Below are 16,825 nucleotides of genomic sequence, written 5' to 3' on the forward strand. Positions count from 1 at the left end.
GAGCAAGCTCGGGGAGGATCCGTTTCAAGCCGCCTTCTGCATCGCGTAGCTGCGCGCGCCCGCGCTCAGCTTTTCGACCGCCTCGGCGATATGGCTTTCGTCGATGATCAACGGCGGCAGGATGCGCACGACATTCTCGCCCGCCGCAACCGTCAGCAGCCCATGGTGATCGCGCAGATGCGCGACGAAGTCGCGGCTGACCGCGGGTTCCTTCATGCGCAACCCGCACATCAGGCCGATGCCGCGGATTTCGTCGAACAGGTCGTCATGATTGGGAATCATCTGCGCCAGTGCCGCGCGCAGCCGGTCGCTCATCGCGGTGACATGGTCGAGGAACCCCGGCTCCAGCATCACGTCGAGGATGGCATTGCCCGCCGCCATCGCCAGCGGATTGCCGCCATAGGTCGATCCGTGGGTGCCGAACACCATCCCCTTCGCGGCCTTCTCGGTCGCGAGACACGCACCGAGCGGGAAGCCGCCGGCAATCCCCTTGGCCGACGCCAGGATGTCGGGCTCGATGCCGTAATGCTCGTACGCCCACATCTTGCCGGTGCGCCCATAGCCGCACTGGACCTCGTCGAGCACCAGCAGCAGGCCGTGTTCGTCGGCGGCCTTGCGCAGCCCCTGGATGAACTCGGGCGTCCCGGCGCTCACCCCGCCCTCGCCCTGGACGGTCTCGACCAGGAAGCCGGCGGTCTCGTCATCGATCGCGGCAAGCGCGCCGTCCAGGTCGTTGAAGCGGACATAGTCGAAACCGGGCAGCAGCGGCTCGAACCCGTCGCGCATCTTGGCCTGGTTGGTCGCCGAGATTGCGCCCATCGTGCGGCCGTGAAAGGCGTTGTGGAAGGTGATGAGCTTGTGCCGCTCAGGGTTGCCCTCGGCATAATGATAGCGGCGCGCGGTCTTGATCGCGCACTCGATCGCCTCGGCGCCCGAATTGGTGAAGAACACCGTGTCGGCAAAGCTGTTGGCGACGATCCGCGCGGCCAGCGCCTCGCCCTGCGGGCTGCCATAGAGGTTGCTGACATGCATCAGCGTCGCGGCCTGTTCCTGGATCGCCTTGGTCAGGTGCGGGTGGCCGTGCCCCAGGCAGTTGACCGCGATGCCGCTCGCGAAATCCAGATATTTCTCGCCGCGCTCGCCATAGAGATAGACGCCCTCGCCGCGCACCGGACGCACATCGCACCGCGGGTAAACGGGCATGAGCGCGGGGATCGACATGGCAAAGCTCCTGTAATGGCGGGACGAAACGGCCGGATCGGGCTCCGGGTCAAATACAAACGGGCGGCCCGGTGGCCGCCCGTCGCCATCATTTACCGGGACCGGCCGGGGCGCGTCAACACCGCGCCCGCGCGCGCCAGGGTCAGCTCTTGAGCTTCCAGCCGCGCCGCAGCAGCGCATAGCATAGGCCGACCAGCACGATGTTGAGCACCAGCAGGATCACCGCGCCGGTGACGACGTCGGTATCCGCGGTCTGCAGAAAGCCGTAACGGAAGCCCGAAATGACATAGAAGAACGGATTGAGGTGGCTGATCGCCCGGAAGGTCGGGCTGAGCGCGTCAACCGAGTAGAAGGTGCCCGACAGCAGCGACAGCGGCGCGACGACGAAATTGGTGATCGCGGCGGCATGATCGAACTTCTCCGCCCAGATCGACGTCATCACGCCCAGACAGGCGAGAAAGCCGGATCCCATCAGCCCGAAATAGAGGATCGCCAGCGGGTGGCGCGGCGTCACGTCGACCCCCCAAAGCGCCATCGCCAGCCATACCGTGCCACCGACGCAGATCGCGCGCGTCACCGCACCGCCGACCAGTCCGGCAAGCAGCTCCCCGGTCGACAGGGGCGGCATCAGATAGTCGACGATCGTGCCCTGGATCTTGCCGACCAGCAGCGAGAAGCTGGAATTGGCGAACGCGTTCTGCAGCATCGCCATGACGATCAGCCCGGGCGCGATGAATTCGGCAAAGGGCACGCCCAGCACGGTCCGCCCGCTGCCGCCCAGCGCGACGGTAAAGATCGCTAGGTAAAGCAGCGTCGTGACCGCCGGCGCCCAGATGGTTTGCAGCTGCACCTTGAAGAACCGGCGCACCTCCTTGATATAGAGCGCCTTGAGCCCGCCCCAGTTGACGTTCCGGATCGTCGGGACACCGGGGGCGGCAAGGATCGAATCGGTTAGCGGCGCTGCGGTTCGGGAGTCGGTTTGGGGCTGGTCCGTCATGCGCTTCTCGCGTAGTCGCTCCGCCTTCGCCCCGCAACCGTTCCGACGCGCCGGGACCATGAAACAGGACGACGCATGAGCTGGACCGAAGAACGCATCGAAATGCTGGCGAAGATGTGGGCGTCGGGCATGACCGCCAGCCAGATCGCCGAGGAACTGGGCGGCATCAGCCGCAACGCCGTGATCGGCAAGGCGCATCGCCTGGGCCTGAAACCGCGCCCCTCGCCGGTGAAGTCGAACGACACCGATGCCGCGAAGGCGACGGCCGCTCCCGCCGCCCCGGTCGCCGAAGCACCGGTCGAGGCCAAGGTCGCCGCCCCCGTCGCATCGCCGGCCCCCGCAGCGCCGAAGCCCGAGCCGACGCCGCCTGCTCCCCCCGCCGCCGTCGCCGCCGAACCGCCGGCGCGCGAGGATGCAGCGGCCGCCCCCGAGCCGGTCGCGCGCGCCGATACGCCGACGCTGCGCTCGGTCGGCCCTGGCGGCTTCCTGCGCCAGAACCCGGGCGAGCAGAGCGCACCGATCCAGCCCGCGCCGCCCCGCCGGCTGGTGCCCGCCAAGCCCAGCGAGGCGATCGCGGGCAAGACGACGCTGCTCGATCTCAACGACCGTATCTGCAAATGGCCGCTGGGCCACCCCGGCGAGCCCGATTTCCACTTCTGCGGGGAAAAGGTGAACCCCGGCTTCCCCTATTGCGTGGACCATTGCGGGCATGCCTATCAGGCGCAACTGCCGCGCCGCGATCGCCGCCCGCCGCCGCCGCTGCCCTATGGCGGGCCGCGCGTCCGCTGATCGGATCACGCGAATTGCGTGAATGAAACGTCCGGCCGTGCGCAATCGTGCTTGAAGGCCGGACGCCGGTGGCGAATTCGCGTCCCCGGCATGGCGTAAACTGCGCGGATGCGGCGACCGCGCGTCGCGATCGGGCGCTAAGGCCATTGCGGCTAGACCCCGGGGCATGGTTCAGCTCACCCCCAGGCTCCTGATCGACCGCCGCGGCACCGCGCTGATCGAATTTGCGCTGCTCGCGCCCATCCTGATCGCGCTGCTGATCGGCATGGCCGCCTATGGCCATTATTTCCTGATCGCGCACAGCGCCCAGCAACTTGCCAACGACGCCGCGCGCGCCAGCATCGCCGGCCTGTCCGCCGAGGAACGCGAGGACATCGCGCGGCTGAGCGTCCAGCGCGGCGCGGGGACCGTCGCCGGGATCGATCCCGCCCACATCCTCGCCAGCGTGGAGGAGGCTGGCGGCGCGATCACGGTCGAGGTTTCAGTGGACGCGCGCACCGCGCCGCTGATGAACATTCCGCTGGTGCCCATGCCCAGCCCGGTGATCCGCAAGCGCGGCATCGCGCATCCCGGCGGGGTGCTGTGATGCGCGTGCCGGTCCTGCGCGACCTGGCGCGCGATCGGCGCGGCGGTGCCGCCGTGCTGGTCGCCGGCGCGATGCCGATGCTGATTGCGGGCGCGGCGCTGGCGGTCGATATCGGCGCGGTGCAGCTCGACACCCGCAGGCTCCAGGGGATCGCGGACAGCGCCGCGCTCGCCGCCGCCCGGCACCCCGACCGCGCCGAAGCGGCGGTCGCGGCGGTGATCGCACAAGCCGGCTGGCGCGGACAGATCACGCCGCGCATCGTGCGGGGCGATTATCGCGCCGACCCCGCCGTGCCGCCCGACCAGCGTTTCAGCGCCGCTGCCACCGGCGGGGGCAACGCCTTTGCCGTGACGCTGGCCGCCACCTCACCCACTTACTTCGCCCGCGTCTTCGGCCAGGACCAGGTCGCGATCGCGCGGCGTGCGACCGCGGCGCGTCAGGACAGCGCAGCCTTCTCGATCGGGACGCGCCTCGCCGCGCTGGAGGGCGGGATCGTCAATGCGCTGCTGTCGGGGCTGCTCGGGACCAGTGTCGGGCTGTCGGTCGCCGACTATCAGGCGCTGGTCGCCGCCGATGTCGACCTGCTCACCTATCTCGACGCGGTGGCGACGCGCGCCCGCATCGACGCAGCCAGCTATGACGAGATTCTCGCGCGCGACGTCAGCGGCCCCACCGCGATCGAGGCGCTGGCCGACACCGTCGACGACGCCACGGCCAAGGCGGCGCTGCGGGCGATGGCGGCGGGTGCGCGTGGCGATGCCATCGCCCTGGACGCGCTGATCGACCTTGGCCCGGCCGGCGCACGCGATACCGGCCCGGCGGGGATGGCACGCGTCGACGCGCTGTCGATGCTGCGCGCGATCGCGGAAATGAGCAATGGCCGGCGGCAGGTCGAGGCCGACCTGCCCGCCACGGTGCCCCGGGTCGCGAGCACGCGGGTCACGCTCGCGATCGGCGAACGCCCCGCGCAATCGCCCTTTGTCGCGGTCAGCGCCGACGGCACGCCCATCCTGCGCACCGCGCAGGTCCGCATGCTGATCGCATCGCGGTTGACCGGCGCGGCACTGCCCGGACTGGGCGGCAACCTGACCGTCAACGTGCCGGTCTTCGTCGAGCTGGCAGCCGGGGAGGCGCGGCTGGCGGCGATCGACTGCGATGCGTCGGCTGGCCCCCGCGTCACGCTGGACGCACGCCCGGGGCTCGGCCGCGTCGCGATTGCCCAGCCGGACATGACGCGCTTTGCCGACTTTACCCAGCCGCTGCCGCTCGCATCCGCGCGCCTGGTCAATGTCGCCGGACTGGTGCGCGTCAACGGCACCGCGCTGGTCGACCTGGGCGCCGCGGAACCGTGGCAGGCGGCGATCTTCGCAGGCGACGAAATCGGCGATGGCACGATCAAGCGCGTGTCGAGCGGCCATGCGGTCGAGGGCGTGGCGTCCAGCCTGATCGGGACGGTCAAGATCGACGTCGAGCTGCTCGGGCTGCTGCCGGTGCCGGCGACACCGATCGTTCAGGCGCTGGGGGGCGTGCTGGCGACGGTGGCGCCGGCATTGGACGGGCTCGTCGACACGCTCACCGGGCTGATCGGCGTGCGCTACGGCCAGGCCGACCTGCAGGCCACCGGCGTGCGGTGCGGCCAGCCCTTTCTGGTCGCCTGATCTGCCGGGGCGGGGAAAGCGCCTGCGCCCCCCGCCCCGGCCGCACGATCAGAAGCGGAACGCCGCGGTCGCGCGGATGCTGTGCCAGCGGAAATTGTCGCTGCTGCGCCGCATGTCCGACCCGCCGGCATTGCCGAGCAGGAACGGGTTGGTCGCGGGTGCCGTGCCCGGATTGACGTTCACGACATAGTCGTCCTCGTTCAGGTCGGTGTAGAGATATTCGAGGCCCACCGAGAAGTTGCGGCCCAGCTTCTGCTCGATGCCGCCGCCGGCGGTGTAGCCCCAGCTGTTCGACTTGCCATTGTCCGAAAAGGCATTGGCGGTGTTGGTGCTGGTAAAGCTGTTGTCGATGCGGCCATAGGTCGGGCCGAACGTGCCGTAGAACAGCGTGGTGTTGGCCGCATAGCCCGCGCGCGCACGAATGCTGGCATTCCAGTCGAGTTCGCGCGTGAACACGTAATTGGCGGGCGTGGTGCTGAATGCCGACACGCTGTCGCGCACTTCCGACTTGCCGAATTCACCGACGAAACCGAGCACGATGTTGCCGAACTGGGTGTCGGCACCGGCGCGGACATAATATTCGATGCCGTCATCGTCGTTGGTGCAATTGCCGGGCAGCGCGGAGGTCGCGCGGCCGTTGCAGAAGCCGGGCGAGAAGGCGTTTGCGCCCGCGACGGTCGTGATCGTGTCGTTGAAATTGCCGTCGCGATTGCGGTCGAACACCACGCTTTCGCCGACATCGTTGCCCTGGATCGAATAGCCGAACGATCCGCCGACATACACGCCCTCATAGGGCTCTTCCTCGCCGCCGCTGGTATCCTGGGCATAGGCCGGGGCCATGAGCGCGAACAGCGCAGCAGTCGCGAGAAGCAAATTACGCATTTGGGTACTCCAGAGGTTGAACTCAGGCAGCAGATACGAACGGAGCCGGGGTTCGGCTGCACGGCTCGTCCGATTTGCGCCAGCGTCTGTTGCAATGCAGCAACAGGGGTTGTCAGCCGCGCCAGGCCATTGCGGGCGCACGCGCAGTCGATATAGCCGGCATATGGCCGATGATCTGTTCGCAACCTCCACCCCCGCCGGCACCAGCTATGACGCCAGCTCGATCGAGGTTCTTGAGGGGCTGGAGCCCGTTCGGCGGCGACCGGGCATGTATATCGGCGGCACCGACGAACGCGCGCTCCACCACCTCGCCGCCGAAGTGCTCGACAATGCGATGGACGAGGCCGTCGCCGGCCATGCGACACGGATCGAAGTCGCGCTCGACGCCGGCAACCGCCTGACCATCGTCGACAATGGCCGCGGCATCCCGGTCGACCCGCACCCGCGTTTTCCCGACAAGTCGGCGCTGGAGGTGATCCTGTCGACGCTCCATTCGGGCGGCAAATTCTCGGGCAAGGCCTATGCCACCTCGGGCGGGCTGCACGGCGTCGGCATCAGCGTGGTCAACGCGCTGTCGATGGATACGGTGGTCGAGGTCGCGCGCGACCGCCAGCTTTATCGCCAGCGGTTCGCGCGCGGCGTCACGCTGGGGCCGATCGAGCATCTGGGCGGCACCCCCAACCGGCGCGGCACGTCGGTCGCCTTCACCCCCGACCCCGAAATCTTTGGCGAGATGCAGTTCAAGCCGCAGCGGCTCTACCGGCTCGCGCGGTCAAAGGCCTATCTGTTCGCCGGCGTCGAAATCCGCTGGCGCTGCCACCCGTCGCTCGTCGGCGACGACACGCCTGCGGAGGCGGTGTTCCAGTTTCCCGGCGGGCTGGGCGATCACCTGCGCGAACAGGTCGGCACCCGCGAATGCGCGACCGCCGATTTCTTTACCGGCGCGCAGGACTTTCCCGACAGCCAGGGTCGCGTCGAATGGGCGGTCGCCTGGCCGCTGTGGAGCGACGGATCATACAGCTGGTATTGCAACACCATCCCCACCCCCGACGGCGGCACGCACGAGGCCGGGCTGCGCGCCGCCCTGGTCAAGGGCATCCGCGCGTTCGGCGAGCTGGTCGGCCAGAAAAAGGCGAAGGACATCACCGCCGACGACGTGATGACGGGCTCCGAACTGATGCTGAGCGTCTTCATCCGCGATCCGCAGTTCCAGAGCCAGACCAAGGATCGCCTGACGAGTCCGGAGGCCGCCGCATTGGTCGAGCGCGCGGTGCGCGACCATTTCGACCATTTCCTCGCCGACCGCATGGATCGGGGCAAGGCGCTGCTCGCCTATGTCATCGACCGCATGGACGAACGCCTGGCGCGCAAGGCGGAGCGCGAGGTCAAGCGCAAGACCGCGACCAGCGCGCGCAAGCTGCGCCTGCCCGGCAAGCTGACCGACTGTTCCGCCGACAGTCCCGAAGGGACCGAGCTGTTCATCGTCGAGGGCGACAGCGCCGGCGGCTCCGCCAAGCAGGCGCGCGACCGCAAGACCCAGGCCATCCTGCCGATCCGCGGCAAGATCCTCAACGTCGCGTCCGCCACCTCCGCCAAGATCCTGGCGAACCAGGAAATCGCCGATCTGGTCCAGGCGCTGGGCTGCGGCACGCGCAAGGACTGCGATCCCGCCAATCTGCGTTATGACCGGGTCATCATCATGACCGACGCCGATGTCGACGGCGCGCATATCGCGACGCTGCTCATGACCTTATTCTTCCAGGAAATGCCGGAGATCGTCCGCCAGGGGCACCTCTATCTCGCCCAGCCACCGCTCTATCGCCTGACCGCCGGCACCCGATCGCTTTACGCCCGCGACGACGCGCACCGCGCCGAGCTGGAAGCGACCGAGTTCAAGGGCAAGAAGGTCGACGTCGCCCGCTTCAAGGGGCTCGGCGAGATGAACCCGATCCAGTTGCGCGAAACCACGATGGACCCGAAGACCCGCGGCCTGATCCGCATCACGCTGCCCCAGGAATATGAGGCGCGCGCCGGCGTCAAGGACCTGGTCGACCGGCTGATGGGCACCAACCCCGCCCACCGCTTCGCCTTCATCCAGGAAAACGCCGCGCGCATCGACGAGGAAGAGATCGACGCCTGATGACTGGGGTTCTTGACGATCCGTGCGGCCGGCGCGATCGTTCCGTAGTCGCTACAAACAGGGGGATGTCCATGCGTCTGGTGTCGATCGGGTTGTTGTGTCTGGCCACGCCCCTGGCCCTGTCGGCCGCGCCGGACCCCATGCCTGCCGCCCCGCTATCCGCCTGGGAAACGCTGCCGACCGAGTCCTTTCCGGGCAAGCGCGACGACATCAGCTTCGTCGATGCGACGCATGGCTGGTACGGCACCGGCAAGGGCGACCTCTATCGTACCACCGATGGCGGCAAAAGCTGGACCAAGGTGGCGAGCAAGCCCGGCACCTTCATCCGCGCGCTCGGCTTTGTCGATCGCACCACCGGCTTCATCGGCAATATCGGCACCGACTATTATCCCGGCGTCACCGACACGACGCCGCTCTATCGCACCGATGACGGCGGCGCGACCTGGACGCCGGTCGATCTGGGCGGCCGCACGATCGCCGGGGTCTGCGCGATCGACGTGCTCAAGACCCAGCGCATCTATCAGGGCAAGCTGGAGCCGCGTGTCGTCATCCACGCCGCCGGCCGTGTCGGCGGGCCGACCGGCATCCTGCGCTCGACCGACGGCGGCAAGAGCTGGTCGGTCATCGACATGGCCGAACATGCCGGCATGATCCTCGACATCAAATTCTTCGACGAGCGCACCGGGCTGGTCTTCGCCTCGACCGGCACCGATCCGAAAACGACCGAGGGTCTGATCCTGCGTACGACGGACGGCGGCAAGAGCTGGACGCGCGTGTACACCTCCGGCCGCGGCGCGGAGCTGATCTGGAAGGCGAGCTTCCCGACCGCAACCACCGGCTATGCGACCGTCCAGTCCTATGATCCCGCCCGCGCGCAGCAGTTGATCGTCAAGACCAGCGACGGCGGCAAGAGCTGGACCGAGCTGCCGATGGTCGAAAATGCCGCCGCGCGCCAGTTCGGCATCGGTTTCGTCGACGCCGACCACGGCTTTGTCGGCACCATGGCGGGCGGGTTCGAAACCCGCGACGGCGGCAGGACCTTCGCCCCCGCCCCGGTCGCGCGCGCCGCCAACAAGTTCCGCGTGGTGCAGGATGGCAAGCGTGCGCACGTCTTCGCGATCGGCACCGAAGTGCAGAGGCTGACGGTCGATCCAGCGCCGCAGGTCACGGCAAGAGCACGATAAATTCAGTGCGTTGCGCCGTCATCGCGGCGCGCGCCGTTCGGCTGGGGTTCAGCTTCGCGGCATCATCTTCCGGTCATTGAGCACGTCGACGACGCAGCGATCCGTGTCGTTCGCGACGATCCCGCGCGCAGGAGGGAGGAATGCCGGTCTGGCCGATGCTGCTGCTGACCCTGACGCCGCAGGATGCGGCCCCGGCACCTGCGACCGACGGCCGCGACATCGTCGTCGTCGGCACGAAGGTCACCGACCTTGAACGCGCACTCGCCGAATGCATCGCGCGCAACTGCCCGCCGAACGCGGAAATCGACGCGGCGATCGCATTGGCGGAGGCGCGGTTTCTGGCGGGGGCCTATCGCGATGCGCGCGACGGCATCGACGACAGCCTGAAACGCAACCGCCAGCATCGCGGCGACTATCCCGAACCGGTCGCCGACCTCTATCTCGTGCTCTCGCGAATCCATTCGCATCTGGGTGCGCCGCGTCAGGGCATCTTCAATTCGCGCGAGCGTCAGGCGGTGCTGGAATCGGCGTTCGGCGCGAACGACCCGCGCGTCATCGACGCGCTGATCGAACGCGCCGACGTGCTGCTGCGCGAACGCGAATTCGACTATGCCCGCGATCTTTACCGCGAGGCCGCGAGGCGCAGCGACACCCCCGCCCTGTTCGACCGGTACGCGCTGGCCCGGCTTCGCCTGGCGCGCATCGAGCTCGGCGCCGGAGCCGCACCGGAACCCGCGCAGGTCCGTCGCGCCGAAGCACTGCTAGCGCCGATCCTGGCCAATGCCGCGCCCGAACACGCCGACGTCCGCCTTGCCGCGCGTGGCCTGCTCGCGCGTGCCGCTGTCGCGCGCGGCGACGGCGATGCGGTCGAGCAGGCGATCGCTGCCGGCGGCGTCGATGCGTCGCGCAGCGCGCAGCCGGTATTGATCACAGCGCCCCCGGTCGACTTCCCCGAACGCGGCAAGGGGTCCTATTCGGCCGCCGCACGGCGCTATTGGGAGGACCAGTGGGTCGATATCGGCTTTCGCATCGCCCGCGACGGCAGCGTCGGCGAGGTCGAGCAATTGCGCGCCAGCGAAAAGCTGGCCGGCGACTGGGCGCTGTCGCTCATCGCCTCGATCCGAGAGCGTCGCTACGCGCCGCTTGCTGACGACGTCAAATCCTATCGGATCGAACGCTATACGCTGACATCGCCTTATCATAAAGACCGGGGAGTGCCGATCCAGCAACGCCGCGGCTATCCGGTTCTGGAGCGCCTCGACCTGACTCCGCCCTGACGCCACCTACCCCAGTGACATCGACCGGCCCGGCTGCCACTCCTCGCGCAACAGGCCCCAGATCAGGCTGTCGCGCACTCCGATATGCGTTTCCCATTCGCCGCGCAGCCGCCCCTCGAGCGTGAAGCCCAGTTGCTCGAGCAGCCGGCAGGATCCGGCGTTCTCGGGATCGGTGTCGGCAAAGACGCGGCGATGTTCCTCCACGTCGAACAAATGGTCGATGACCACGCGCACGGCCTCGCGCGCGATGCCGCGTCCCCAATGCTCACGCGCCAGGATATAGCCGATCTCGGCAACCCCGCCCTGCCGGCGCTCGCCCACCGATACCCAGCCGATGGCGAAGTCGAACGGCTTGAGCGTGATCGCCCACCACCGCCAGCCATGCGCGGGCCGCGCCGGATCGATATAGGCGCGCGTCTCGGCGACCGAAGTGGTGGGTGCGCGCGACCAGTAGCGCATCGCCTGCGCATCGCTGAGCACGGGGTGCAGCGCGGTCGCGTCGTCGGCGGTGATCGGGCGCAGGCGCAGCCGCTTGGTCTCGAACACCGGCGTATCGGTCACTGCGCCAGCCGATCGACCAGCGCCTTGACCTTGGCCTGGCGCCATTGCGGCAGGGGCGCGACCAGCCAGTAGCCGCGCGCAAACGGCTTGGGCGTGCCGATCATTGCCACGCGCCCCGCGGCGAGATCCGCCCGTGCGAGCAACTCGGGCACGGTCGCGCGGCCCAGCCCGGCCGCTGCCGCCTCGATCGCCAGCCCCGCATCGCCGACCCGCACCAGCGACACCGCGTCTTCCGACAGACATCCCGGCCACGAAATCCGGGTATCGGCCCCGCCGCCCGGCCGTTCGACGGTTACCATCCCGTCGGACTCGAGCGCCTCGCCCTCATGCTCGCCCGGTCCCTCGCCCCAGCGGATCGCCAGGTCGATATTGGCTTCGGTGAATTCGACGGGTTCGTCGGCGGCAATCAGCTGAAAGCGGATGTCGCCGTCGCTCGCGGCGATCTCGGCCAGGCGCGGCATCAGCCATTTCTGGGTCAGGTCGCGCGGGGCGGCGATGGTCAGCGATTTGGACGATTGCCCCGCCTGCATCGCCCGCACCGCTTCCTCGAACTGGATGAAGCCCGAACGCAGCGCATTCAGGCCCGCCTCGCCCTCCGGCGTCAGTTCCAGCCCCTTGGCGGTGCGGCGGAACAGCACGACGCCCAGCGTGTCCTCCAGCGCGCGCACCTGCTGGCCGACCGCGGCCGGCGTCACCGCCAGCTCATCGGCGGCGCGGGTGAACGACAGATGCCGGGCGGCCGCATCGAGCACACGCAGGCCGTTCAGGGGCAAGTGGGTGCGCTTCATGGGCGTGCGCCCCGATTGCACATGGAAACAGCGTCGTCCCGGCGGAGGCCGGGACCTTGGGCAAACCTGGGCGCCCCATTGGCCAGAGGTCCCGGCCTCCGCCGGGACGACGTGTGGTTTGGCCGGCTTTGAACAGGAACGACGCCCACCTCGCCCCTCATCCCGCCACCGTCGGCGCGATCAGCGCGAATTTGGGGATGGCGACGTCAAAGGTCGACCCGTCCTCGGCGAGCATGTGATAGCTGCCCTGCATCGACCCCGAAGGCGTCGACAGCGGGCATCCCGAGACATAGTCGAAGCTGCCGCCCGGCGCGATCAGCGGCTGCTCGCCGACGACGCCCTCACCCTCGACCGTGTGGCGCGCACCGCGTCCGTCGGTGATCGTCCAATGGCGGGTGAGCAGCTGAACGGCGAGCGCGCCGTCATTCTCGATGCGGATATGATAGGCCCAGAACCAGCGGCCGCGATCGGGCTCCGACTGTTCGGGCAGAAAGCTGACCGCGACGCGAACGATGATCCCGCGTGTTTCCGCGACGTCGCCGAACAGCGCCTTCATTGTGGCGCCCTGCGGGGTAAAACGGCACCGTTCGTATCGAGCGAAGTCGAGATACGCTTCTCGACTTCCGCCACTGGCGGAAGTTTATCCTGAGCGCCCGCCCTTCGGGCAGTCGAAGGGCTCGAAGCGAACGGATCAAAGAGACAAGGTAGCGAATTCACAGCCCCACCGCCTTCAGCGCGCGGTCGAGGTCGTCGATCAGGTCGGCGGGGTCCTCCAGCCCGACATTCAGGCGCAGCAGCCCCTCGCCGATGCCCATCTCCAGCCGCTTCTCCTCCGCCACGCTCGAATGCGTGGTCGACGCGGGATGCGTCATCAGCGAGCGCGAATCGCCGATATTGTTGGAAATGTCGATCAGCTCGAGCGCGTCGAGCAGGCCGTGCGCCTGCGCGCGTCCCTCGACCTCGAAGGCAAAGATGCACCCCGCCATGTCCATCTGGCGCATCGCCAGATTGTGCTGCGGGTGGCTGGACAGGCCGGGGTGGAGGATGCGCGGCACGCGGCCTTCCAGAAAACGCCCCACGGCGAGCGCATTTTCCGACTGGCGGCGGATGCGCAGGTCCAGCGTTTCCAGCCCCTTCAGGACCACCCAGGCATTGAACGCGCTGAGCGTCGGCCCGGTGTTGCGGGTAAAGGGCAGCAGCGTGTCGGTGATGAAATCCTCGCTGCCGCACACCGCGCCCGCGAGCACGCGGCCCTGCCCGTCCATCATCTTGGTCGCCGAATAGGCGACGACATCCGCGCCGAATTCCATCGGCCGCTGCAATGCCGGCGTGGCAAAGGCATTGTCGACGACGCTCACGATGCCGCGCTCGCGCGCGATGCCGCACACCGCCGCCAGGTCGACGATGTCCATCGTCGGATTGGCGGGGGTTTCGAAGAAGAAAACCCTTGTTTCCGGCCGGACGGCGTCGGCGAACTGCTGGGGATCGCGCGCATCGACGATCGTGGTCGCGATGCCGAATTTGGGCAGCAGCGTATCGGTCAGCCAGCGGCAGGACCCGAACAGCGCGCGGCCCGCGACGACATGGTCGCCCTGCTGAAGCTGGCACAGCAGCGCCGCGGTCATCGCCGCCATGCCGCTCGCCGTCGCGCGGCACGCCTCCGCTCCCTCGATCAGCGCGATGCGCTGTTCGAGCATTTCGACCGTCGGATTCTGCAGCCGCGAATAGGTCATGCCCGCCTGGTCGCCGGCAAAGCGCGCCGCCGCGTCGCCCGCGCAGTCATAGGCATAGCCGGAGGTCAGGAACAGCGCCTCCGACGTCTCCCCATATTCGCTGCGCGCGGTACCACCGCGCACCGCCCGGGTCGCGGGACGCCAGTGGCGCGTGATCGCGCGATCTTGGCCAGTGTTGCGCTTCATGCGCCCTGCTTTGCCGGGGCAAAGCGGCGGACGCAAGCATCGCTGCGGCCGCCGACGCAATTCGGGACAAGCGCGCTGGCTCCCGGCGCGTCGGGGCGCTAGAGCCCGCCGCCATGATCGCCCGCCTGCGTGACCGTCCGATGCTGACCGCGCTGTTGCTCGCAATTGCGGCGCAACTGCTGTTCACCATCCATCTCGGCCAGCCGGCGCGCCTGGTCTTCGACGAAAGCCATTATGTGGCCGCCGCCCGCGTGCTGCTCGCGCTCGAACAGCCGTGGAACACCGAACACCCCTTGCTCGGCAAGGCGCTGATCGCGCTCGGCATCGCCGGGTTCGGCGACAATCCCGTGGGCTGGCGCGCGGCATCGACGCTGGCGGGGACGCTCAGCGTGCTGGCGATCTACGCGCTGCTCTGGCTGACCTACCGCCGGGTGCGCACCGCCGCGCTCGGCGCCTTGCTGGCGATGCTCAACCAGCTGCTGTTCGTGCATGCGCGCACCGGCATGCTCGAGGCGTTTCTCGGCGCGTTCGTCATGCTCGCCGCCGCGGCGCTGCTGTGGGCGTTGCAGGCGCGCCGGCCCCGGGTGGCTGCCATCCTCCTCGGCGTTGCGGCGATCCTCTGTGGCCTCGCGGTCGCGGTCAAATGGGCGGCGATCCCCTATGTGGCGATGGGCTGCGCCGTGCTGGTCGCATGCGCGGTGCAGGACCGCACCCTGCGCACGCGCCGGCCGGGCGCACGTTTCGGCGGCATGCCGCTCGCCGCGTCGCTCGCGCTGCTCGGCGGGGTCAGCATCGCCACCTATCTCCTGACGTTCGCGCCGGCGTTCTTCTATGCGCGCGATCCGCTGACGCTTGCCCGGCTGATCCCGTTCCAGCTCGACATGTACCGCCAGCAGACGCAAATCCTCGCCCCGCACACCTATCAGTCGCGCTGGTGGCAATGGCCGCTCATCCTGCGCCCGATCTGGTATTTCTACGAACCCGATATCGACGGTGTGCAGCGCGGCGTGCTGCTGGTCGGCAATCCCGCGATCATGTGGGGCGGGCTGATCGCGGTCGCGGCGGGGCTGTGGGCGGGCGCGCGCGAACGCTGGCTGGCATTGGCTTGGATCGCATCGCTCGCGATATGGATCGTCATCCCCAAGTCGCTGGGATTTTATTATTACTACCACCTGTCCGCGCTGATCCTGTGCGCGGTGCTGGCGGGCGTGTTCCACCGCTTCGCACGGGGGCGGCGGCGCGAGATCGATTTCCTGTTCGTCGCGTTGAGCGCAGTGCTGTTCGCGTGGTTCTACCCGATCCTGTCGGGGGCCGCGCTGCCCGACGCGCGCGGGTTCGAGAAGTGGATGTGGTTCGACAGCTGGCGGTGAGCTGGCGCGCGAACAGAGACATCCTTGCAAAACCGGGCTCGTTACGCTTCGTCACCCCGGGCTTGACCCGGGGTCCCGCTTCCCCCTCACACACTCCGCCGCCGGCCATAGCGGCCCCAGGTGAAGCGCGACGATACCGCGAAATTCCACACCGCCGCCACCGCGATCCCCGCCAGCGCTGACAGCGCCCAATTGCCCTGCCGCGCGGTATAGAGAAACTCCGCCACGCCGACATTGGCCACCGCCCCCACCGCGCACACCGTGCAGAAGGACAGCCAGCCGCCGATCAACGCCCGCGCCCCGCGCAGCCTTTTGTCGCGATAGGTCAGCGCGTTGTTGAGCAGGAAATTGAACGTCATCGCGGTCAGCGTCGCGGCAATCTGCGCGGTCAGAAAGCGCGCGTCGCTCACCGCCAGCAGCAGCGACAGGACGCCCAGATGCACCGCCGCGCCCATCGCGCCGACGCTGGCGAACATCGCAAAGCGCACCGGCACCAGCCAGCCGAGCAACCGGTCATAGAGCGCGATAAGATATTCGAGCGCGACGACATGATCGAGCTTGCTCTCGCCCTCGACGCGCGCACGAAAGACATAGGGCAGCTCGACGAATCTCAGCGGCTGCGCTGCCGAGGTCAGGATGTCGAGCAGGATCTTGAAGCCGATGCCCGACAGGCGCGGCACCAGCGCGCGCACAACGGCGCTGCGGATCATGAAGAACCCGCTCATCGGATCGGTCAGCTCGGCCTTCAGCACCGCGCGCGCCAGCCGCGTCGCCAGCCGCGACTTGGCGACGCGATCGCGGTCCCAGTCGCCGGTGCCCCCACCGGGCATGAAGCGCGATCCGATCACCAGATCTAGCGCCGGATCGGCGTTCAGCAGGTCGCGCATCTGCGGCAGCAGCGCCTCGTCATGCTGAAGGTCGCCGTCGATCACCGCCACCAGCGGCGCGGCCGTCGCGCACATTCCCTCGATGCACGCGGTCGCCAGCCCGCGCCGGCCGATGCGCTGGATCACCCGCACGCGCGGATCGACCCGCGCCAGCTCGCGCGCCGCGCCCGCCGTGCCGTCGGGGCTGTCGTCATCGACGAAGATCGCTTCCCACCCGTCCGGCCCCAGCACGGCGGCCAACCGGTCGACCATCCGCGCGACATTGCCGCGTTCGTTGAACACGGGCACGACGACCGCGAGGGTCAGGGGCGCGCCCACCCCCGTCGTCACAATGCCGCGATGATCCGGTCGGCCATCGCCCCGGTCGACAGTGTGCCGCCCAGGTCGCCGGTCCGCGCGCCACCGGCCAGCGCCGCCGCTACCGCCGCCTCCACTCGGTCCGCCGCCGCGGCCTCGCCCAGCGAATGGCGCAGCAGCATCGCCGCCGACAGGATCGCCGCGCACGGATTGGCCTTGCCCTGGCCCGCAATGTCGGGGGCGGAGCCGTGGATCGGCTCGTACAGCCC

At 68.6% G+C, this 16,825-nt stretch carries 16 protein-coding genes; 7 read left to right on the forward strand and 9 right to left on the reverse strand.

The genetic code is table 11. The features are described from left to right. Positions 1–24: 24 nt before the first annotated feature. Positions 25–1,221: an aspartate aminotransferase family protein gene (locus AX709_RS04820; RefSeq protein WP_066547445.1), complete on the reverse strand. Its 1,197-nt coding sequence runs from the start codon at positions 1,219–1,221 to the stop codon at positions 25–27. 142 nt (positions 1,222–1,363) lie between these two features. Further along, on the reverse strand, positions 1,364–2,218 hold the full coding sequence (locus AX709_RS04825) for an ABC transporter permease (RefSeq protein WP_066477495.1): 855 nt from the start codon (positions 2,216–2,218) through the stop codon (positions 1,364–1,366). Positions 2,219–2,293: 75 nt separating this feature from the next. Here AX709_RS04825 and AX709_RS04830 point away from each other — a divergent pair, with 75 nt between their 5' ends. The 3 genes from AX709_RS04830 (at position 2,294) to AX709_RS04840 (ending at position 5,251) form a co-directional block, all read left to right on the forward strand. Continuing rightward, on the forward strand, positions 2,294–3,007 hold the full coding sequence (locus tag AX709_RS04830) for a GcrA family cell cycle regulator (protein ID WP_066547447.1): 714 nt from the start codon (positions 2,294–2,296) through the stop codon (positions 3,005–3,007). A gap of 166 nt (positions 3,008–3,173) precedes the next feature. Continuing rightward, complete coding sequence (locus AX709_RS04835) at positions 3,174–3,593, forward strand: TadE/TadG family type IV pilus assembly protein (RefSeq protein WP_066547450.1); 420 nt, start codon at positions 3,174–3,176, stop codon at positions 3,591–3,593. Continuing rightward, complete coding sequence (locus AX709_RS04840; protein WP_066547451.1) at positions 3,593–5,251, forward strand: pilus assembly protein TadG-related protein; 1,659 nt, start codon at positions 3,593–3,595, stop codon at positions 5,249–5,251. The genes AX709_RS04835 and AX709_RS04840 overlap by 1 nt, the downstream gene beginning before the upstream one ends. Positions 5,252–5,299: 48 nt before the next feature. Here the strand turns inward: AX709_RS04840 and AX709_RS04845 are convergent, their stop codons facing one another. Then, complete coding sequence (locus AX709_RS04845; RefSeq protein WP_066547452.1) at positions 5,300–6,133, reverse strand: outer membrane protein; 834 nt, start codon at positions 6,131–6,133, stop codon at positions 5,300–5,302. 163 nt (positions 6,134–6,296) lie between these two features. Between AX709_RS04845 and parE the strand changes: the two genes are divergently transcribed. The 3 genes from parE to AX709_RS04860 all read left to right on the forward strand — a co-directional run bounded on the left by parE (position 6,297) and on the right by AX709_RS04860 (position 10,734). Beyond that, positions 6,297–8,273: a DNA topoisomerase IV subunit B gene (gene parE / locus AX709_RS04850; protein WP_066547457.1), complete on the forward strand. Its 1,977-nt coding sequence runs from the start codon at positions 6,297–6,299 to the stop codon at positions 8,271–8,273. A 65-nt stretch (positions 8,274–8,338) separates the two neighbouring features. Further along, positions 8,339–9,457: a WD40/YVTN/BNR-like repeat-containing protein gene (locus AX709_RS04855; protein WP_066547459.1), complete on the forward strand. Its 1,119-nt coding sequence runs from the start codon at positions 8,339–8,341 to the stop codon at positions 9,455–9,457. 140 nt (positions 9,458–9,597) lie between these two features. Further along, a complete protein-coding gene (locus AX709_RS04860) occupies positions 9,598–10,734 on the forward strand; it encodes a hypothetical protein (RefSeq protein ID WP_066547461.1) in 1,137 nt (378 codons plus the stop codon). A gap of 6 nt (positions 10,735–10,740) precedes the next feature. Here the strand turns inward: AX709_RS04860 and AX709_RS04865 are convergent, their stop codons facing one another. The 4 genes from AX709_RS04865 to AX709_RS04880 all read right to left on the reverse strand — a co-directional run bounded on the left by AX709_RS04865 (position 10,741) and on the right by AX709_RS04880 (position 14,002). Then, the gene (locus AX709_RS04865) at positions 10,741–11,295 is read right to left on the reverse strand and encodes a GNAT family N-acetyltransferase (RefSeq protein ID WP_066477474.1); all 555 of its coding nucleotides are present in this window, start codon (positions 11,293–11,295) and stop codon (positions 10,741–10,743) included. After that, entirely contained in the window at positions 11,292–12,083 is a 792-nt protein-coding gene (locus tag AX709_RS04870; RefSeq protein WP_066477471.1) for a LysR family transcriptional regulator, read from the reverse strand. Before AX709_RS04870 ends, AX709_RS04865 begins: the two co-directional genes overlap by 4 nt. A 157-nt stretch (positions 12,084–12,240) precedes the next feature. Beyond that, positions 12,241–12,639 carry a Co2+/Mg2+ efflux protein ApaG gene (apaG, locus tag AX709_RS04875; RefSeq protein ID WP_066477469.1) on the reverse strand — a complete coding sequence of 133 codons (399 nt, stop codon included), beginning with the start codon at positions 12,637–12,639 and terminating at the stop codon, positions 12,241–12,243. Positions 12,640–12,796: 157 nt separating this feature from the next. Continuing rightward, positions 12,797–14,002, reverse strand: a complete 1,206-nt coding sequence (locus tag AX709_RS04880) for a trans-sulfuration enzyme family protein (RefSeq protein WP_066477462.1) — start codon at positions 14,000–14,002, stop codon at positions 12,797–12,799. A gap of 113 nt (positions 14,003–14,115) precedes the next feature. Between AX709_RS04880 and AX709_RS04885 the strand changes: the two genes are divergently transcribed. Beyond that, a complete protein-coding gene (locus tag AX709_RS04885; protein ID WP_066547464.1) occupies positions 14,116–15,372 on the forward strand; it encodes a phospholipid carrier-dependent glycosyltransferase in 1,257 nt (418 codons plus the stop codon). 86 nt (positions 15,373–15,458) lie between these two features. Here AX709_RS04885 and AX709_RS04890 read toward each other — a convergent pair whose 3' ends face one another. Next, a complete protein-coding gene (locus AX709_RS04890; protein ID WP_443026194.1) occupies positions 15,459–16,589 on the reverse strand; it encodes a glycosyltransferase family 2 protein in 1,131 nt (376 codons plus the stop codon). Next, positions 16,586–16,825, reverse strand: a 240-nt coding sequence (locus AX709_RS04895; protein ID WP_269453975.1) for an isocitrate/isopropylmalate family dehydrogenase, incomplete at its 5' end; no start/stop codon positions are given. The genes AX709_RS04890 and AX709_RS04895, both read right to left, overlap by 4 nt.

The organism is Sphingomonas sp. CCH15-F11, assembly GCF_001557005.1.
Classification (GTDB): domain Bacteria; phylum Pseudomonadota; class Alphaproteobacteria; order Sphingomonadales; family Sphingomonadaceae; genus Sphingomonas.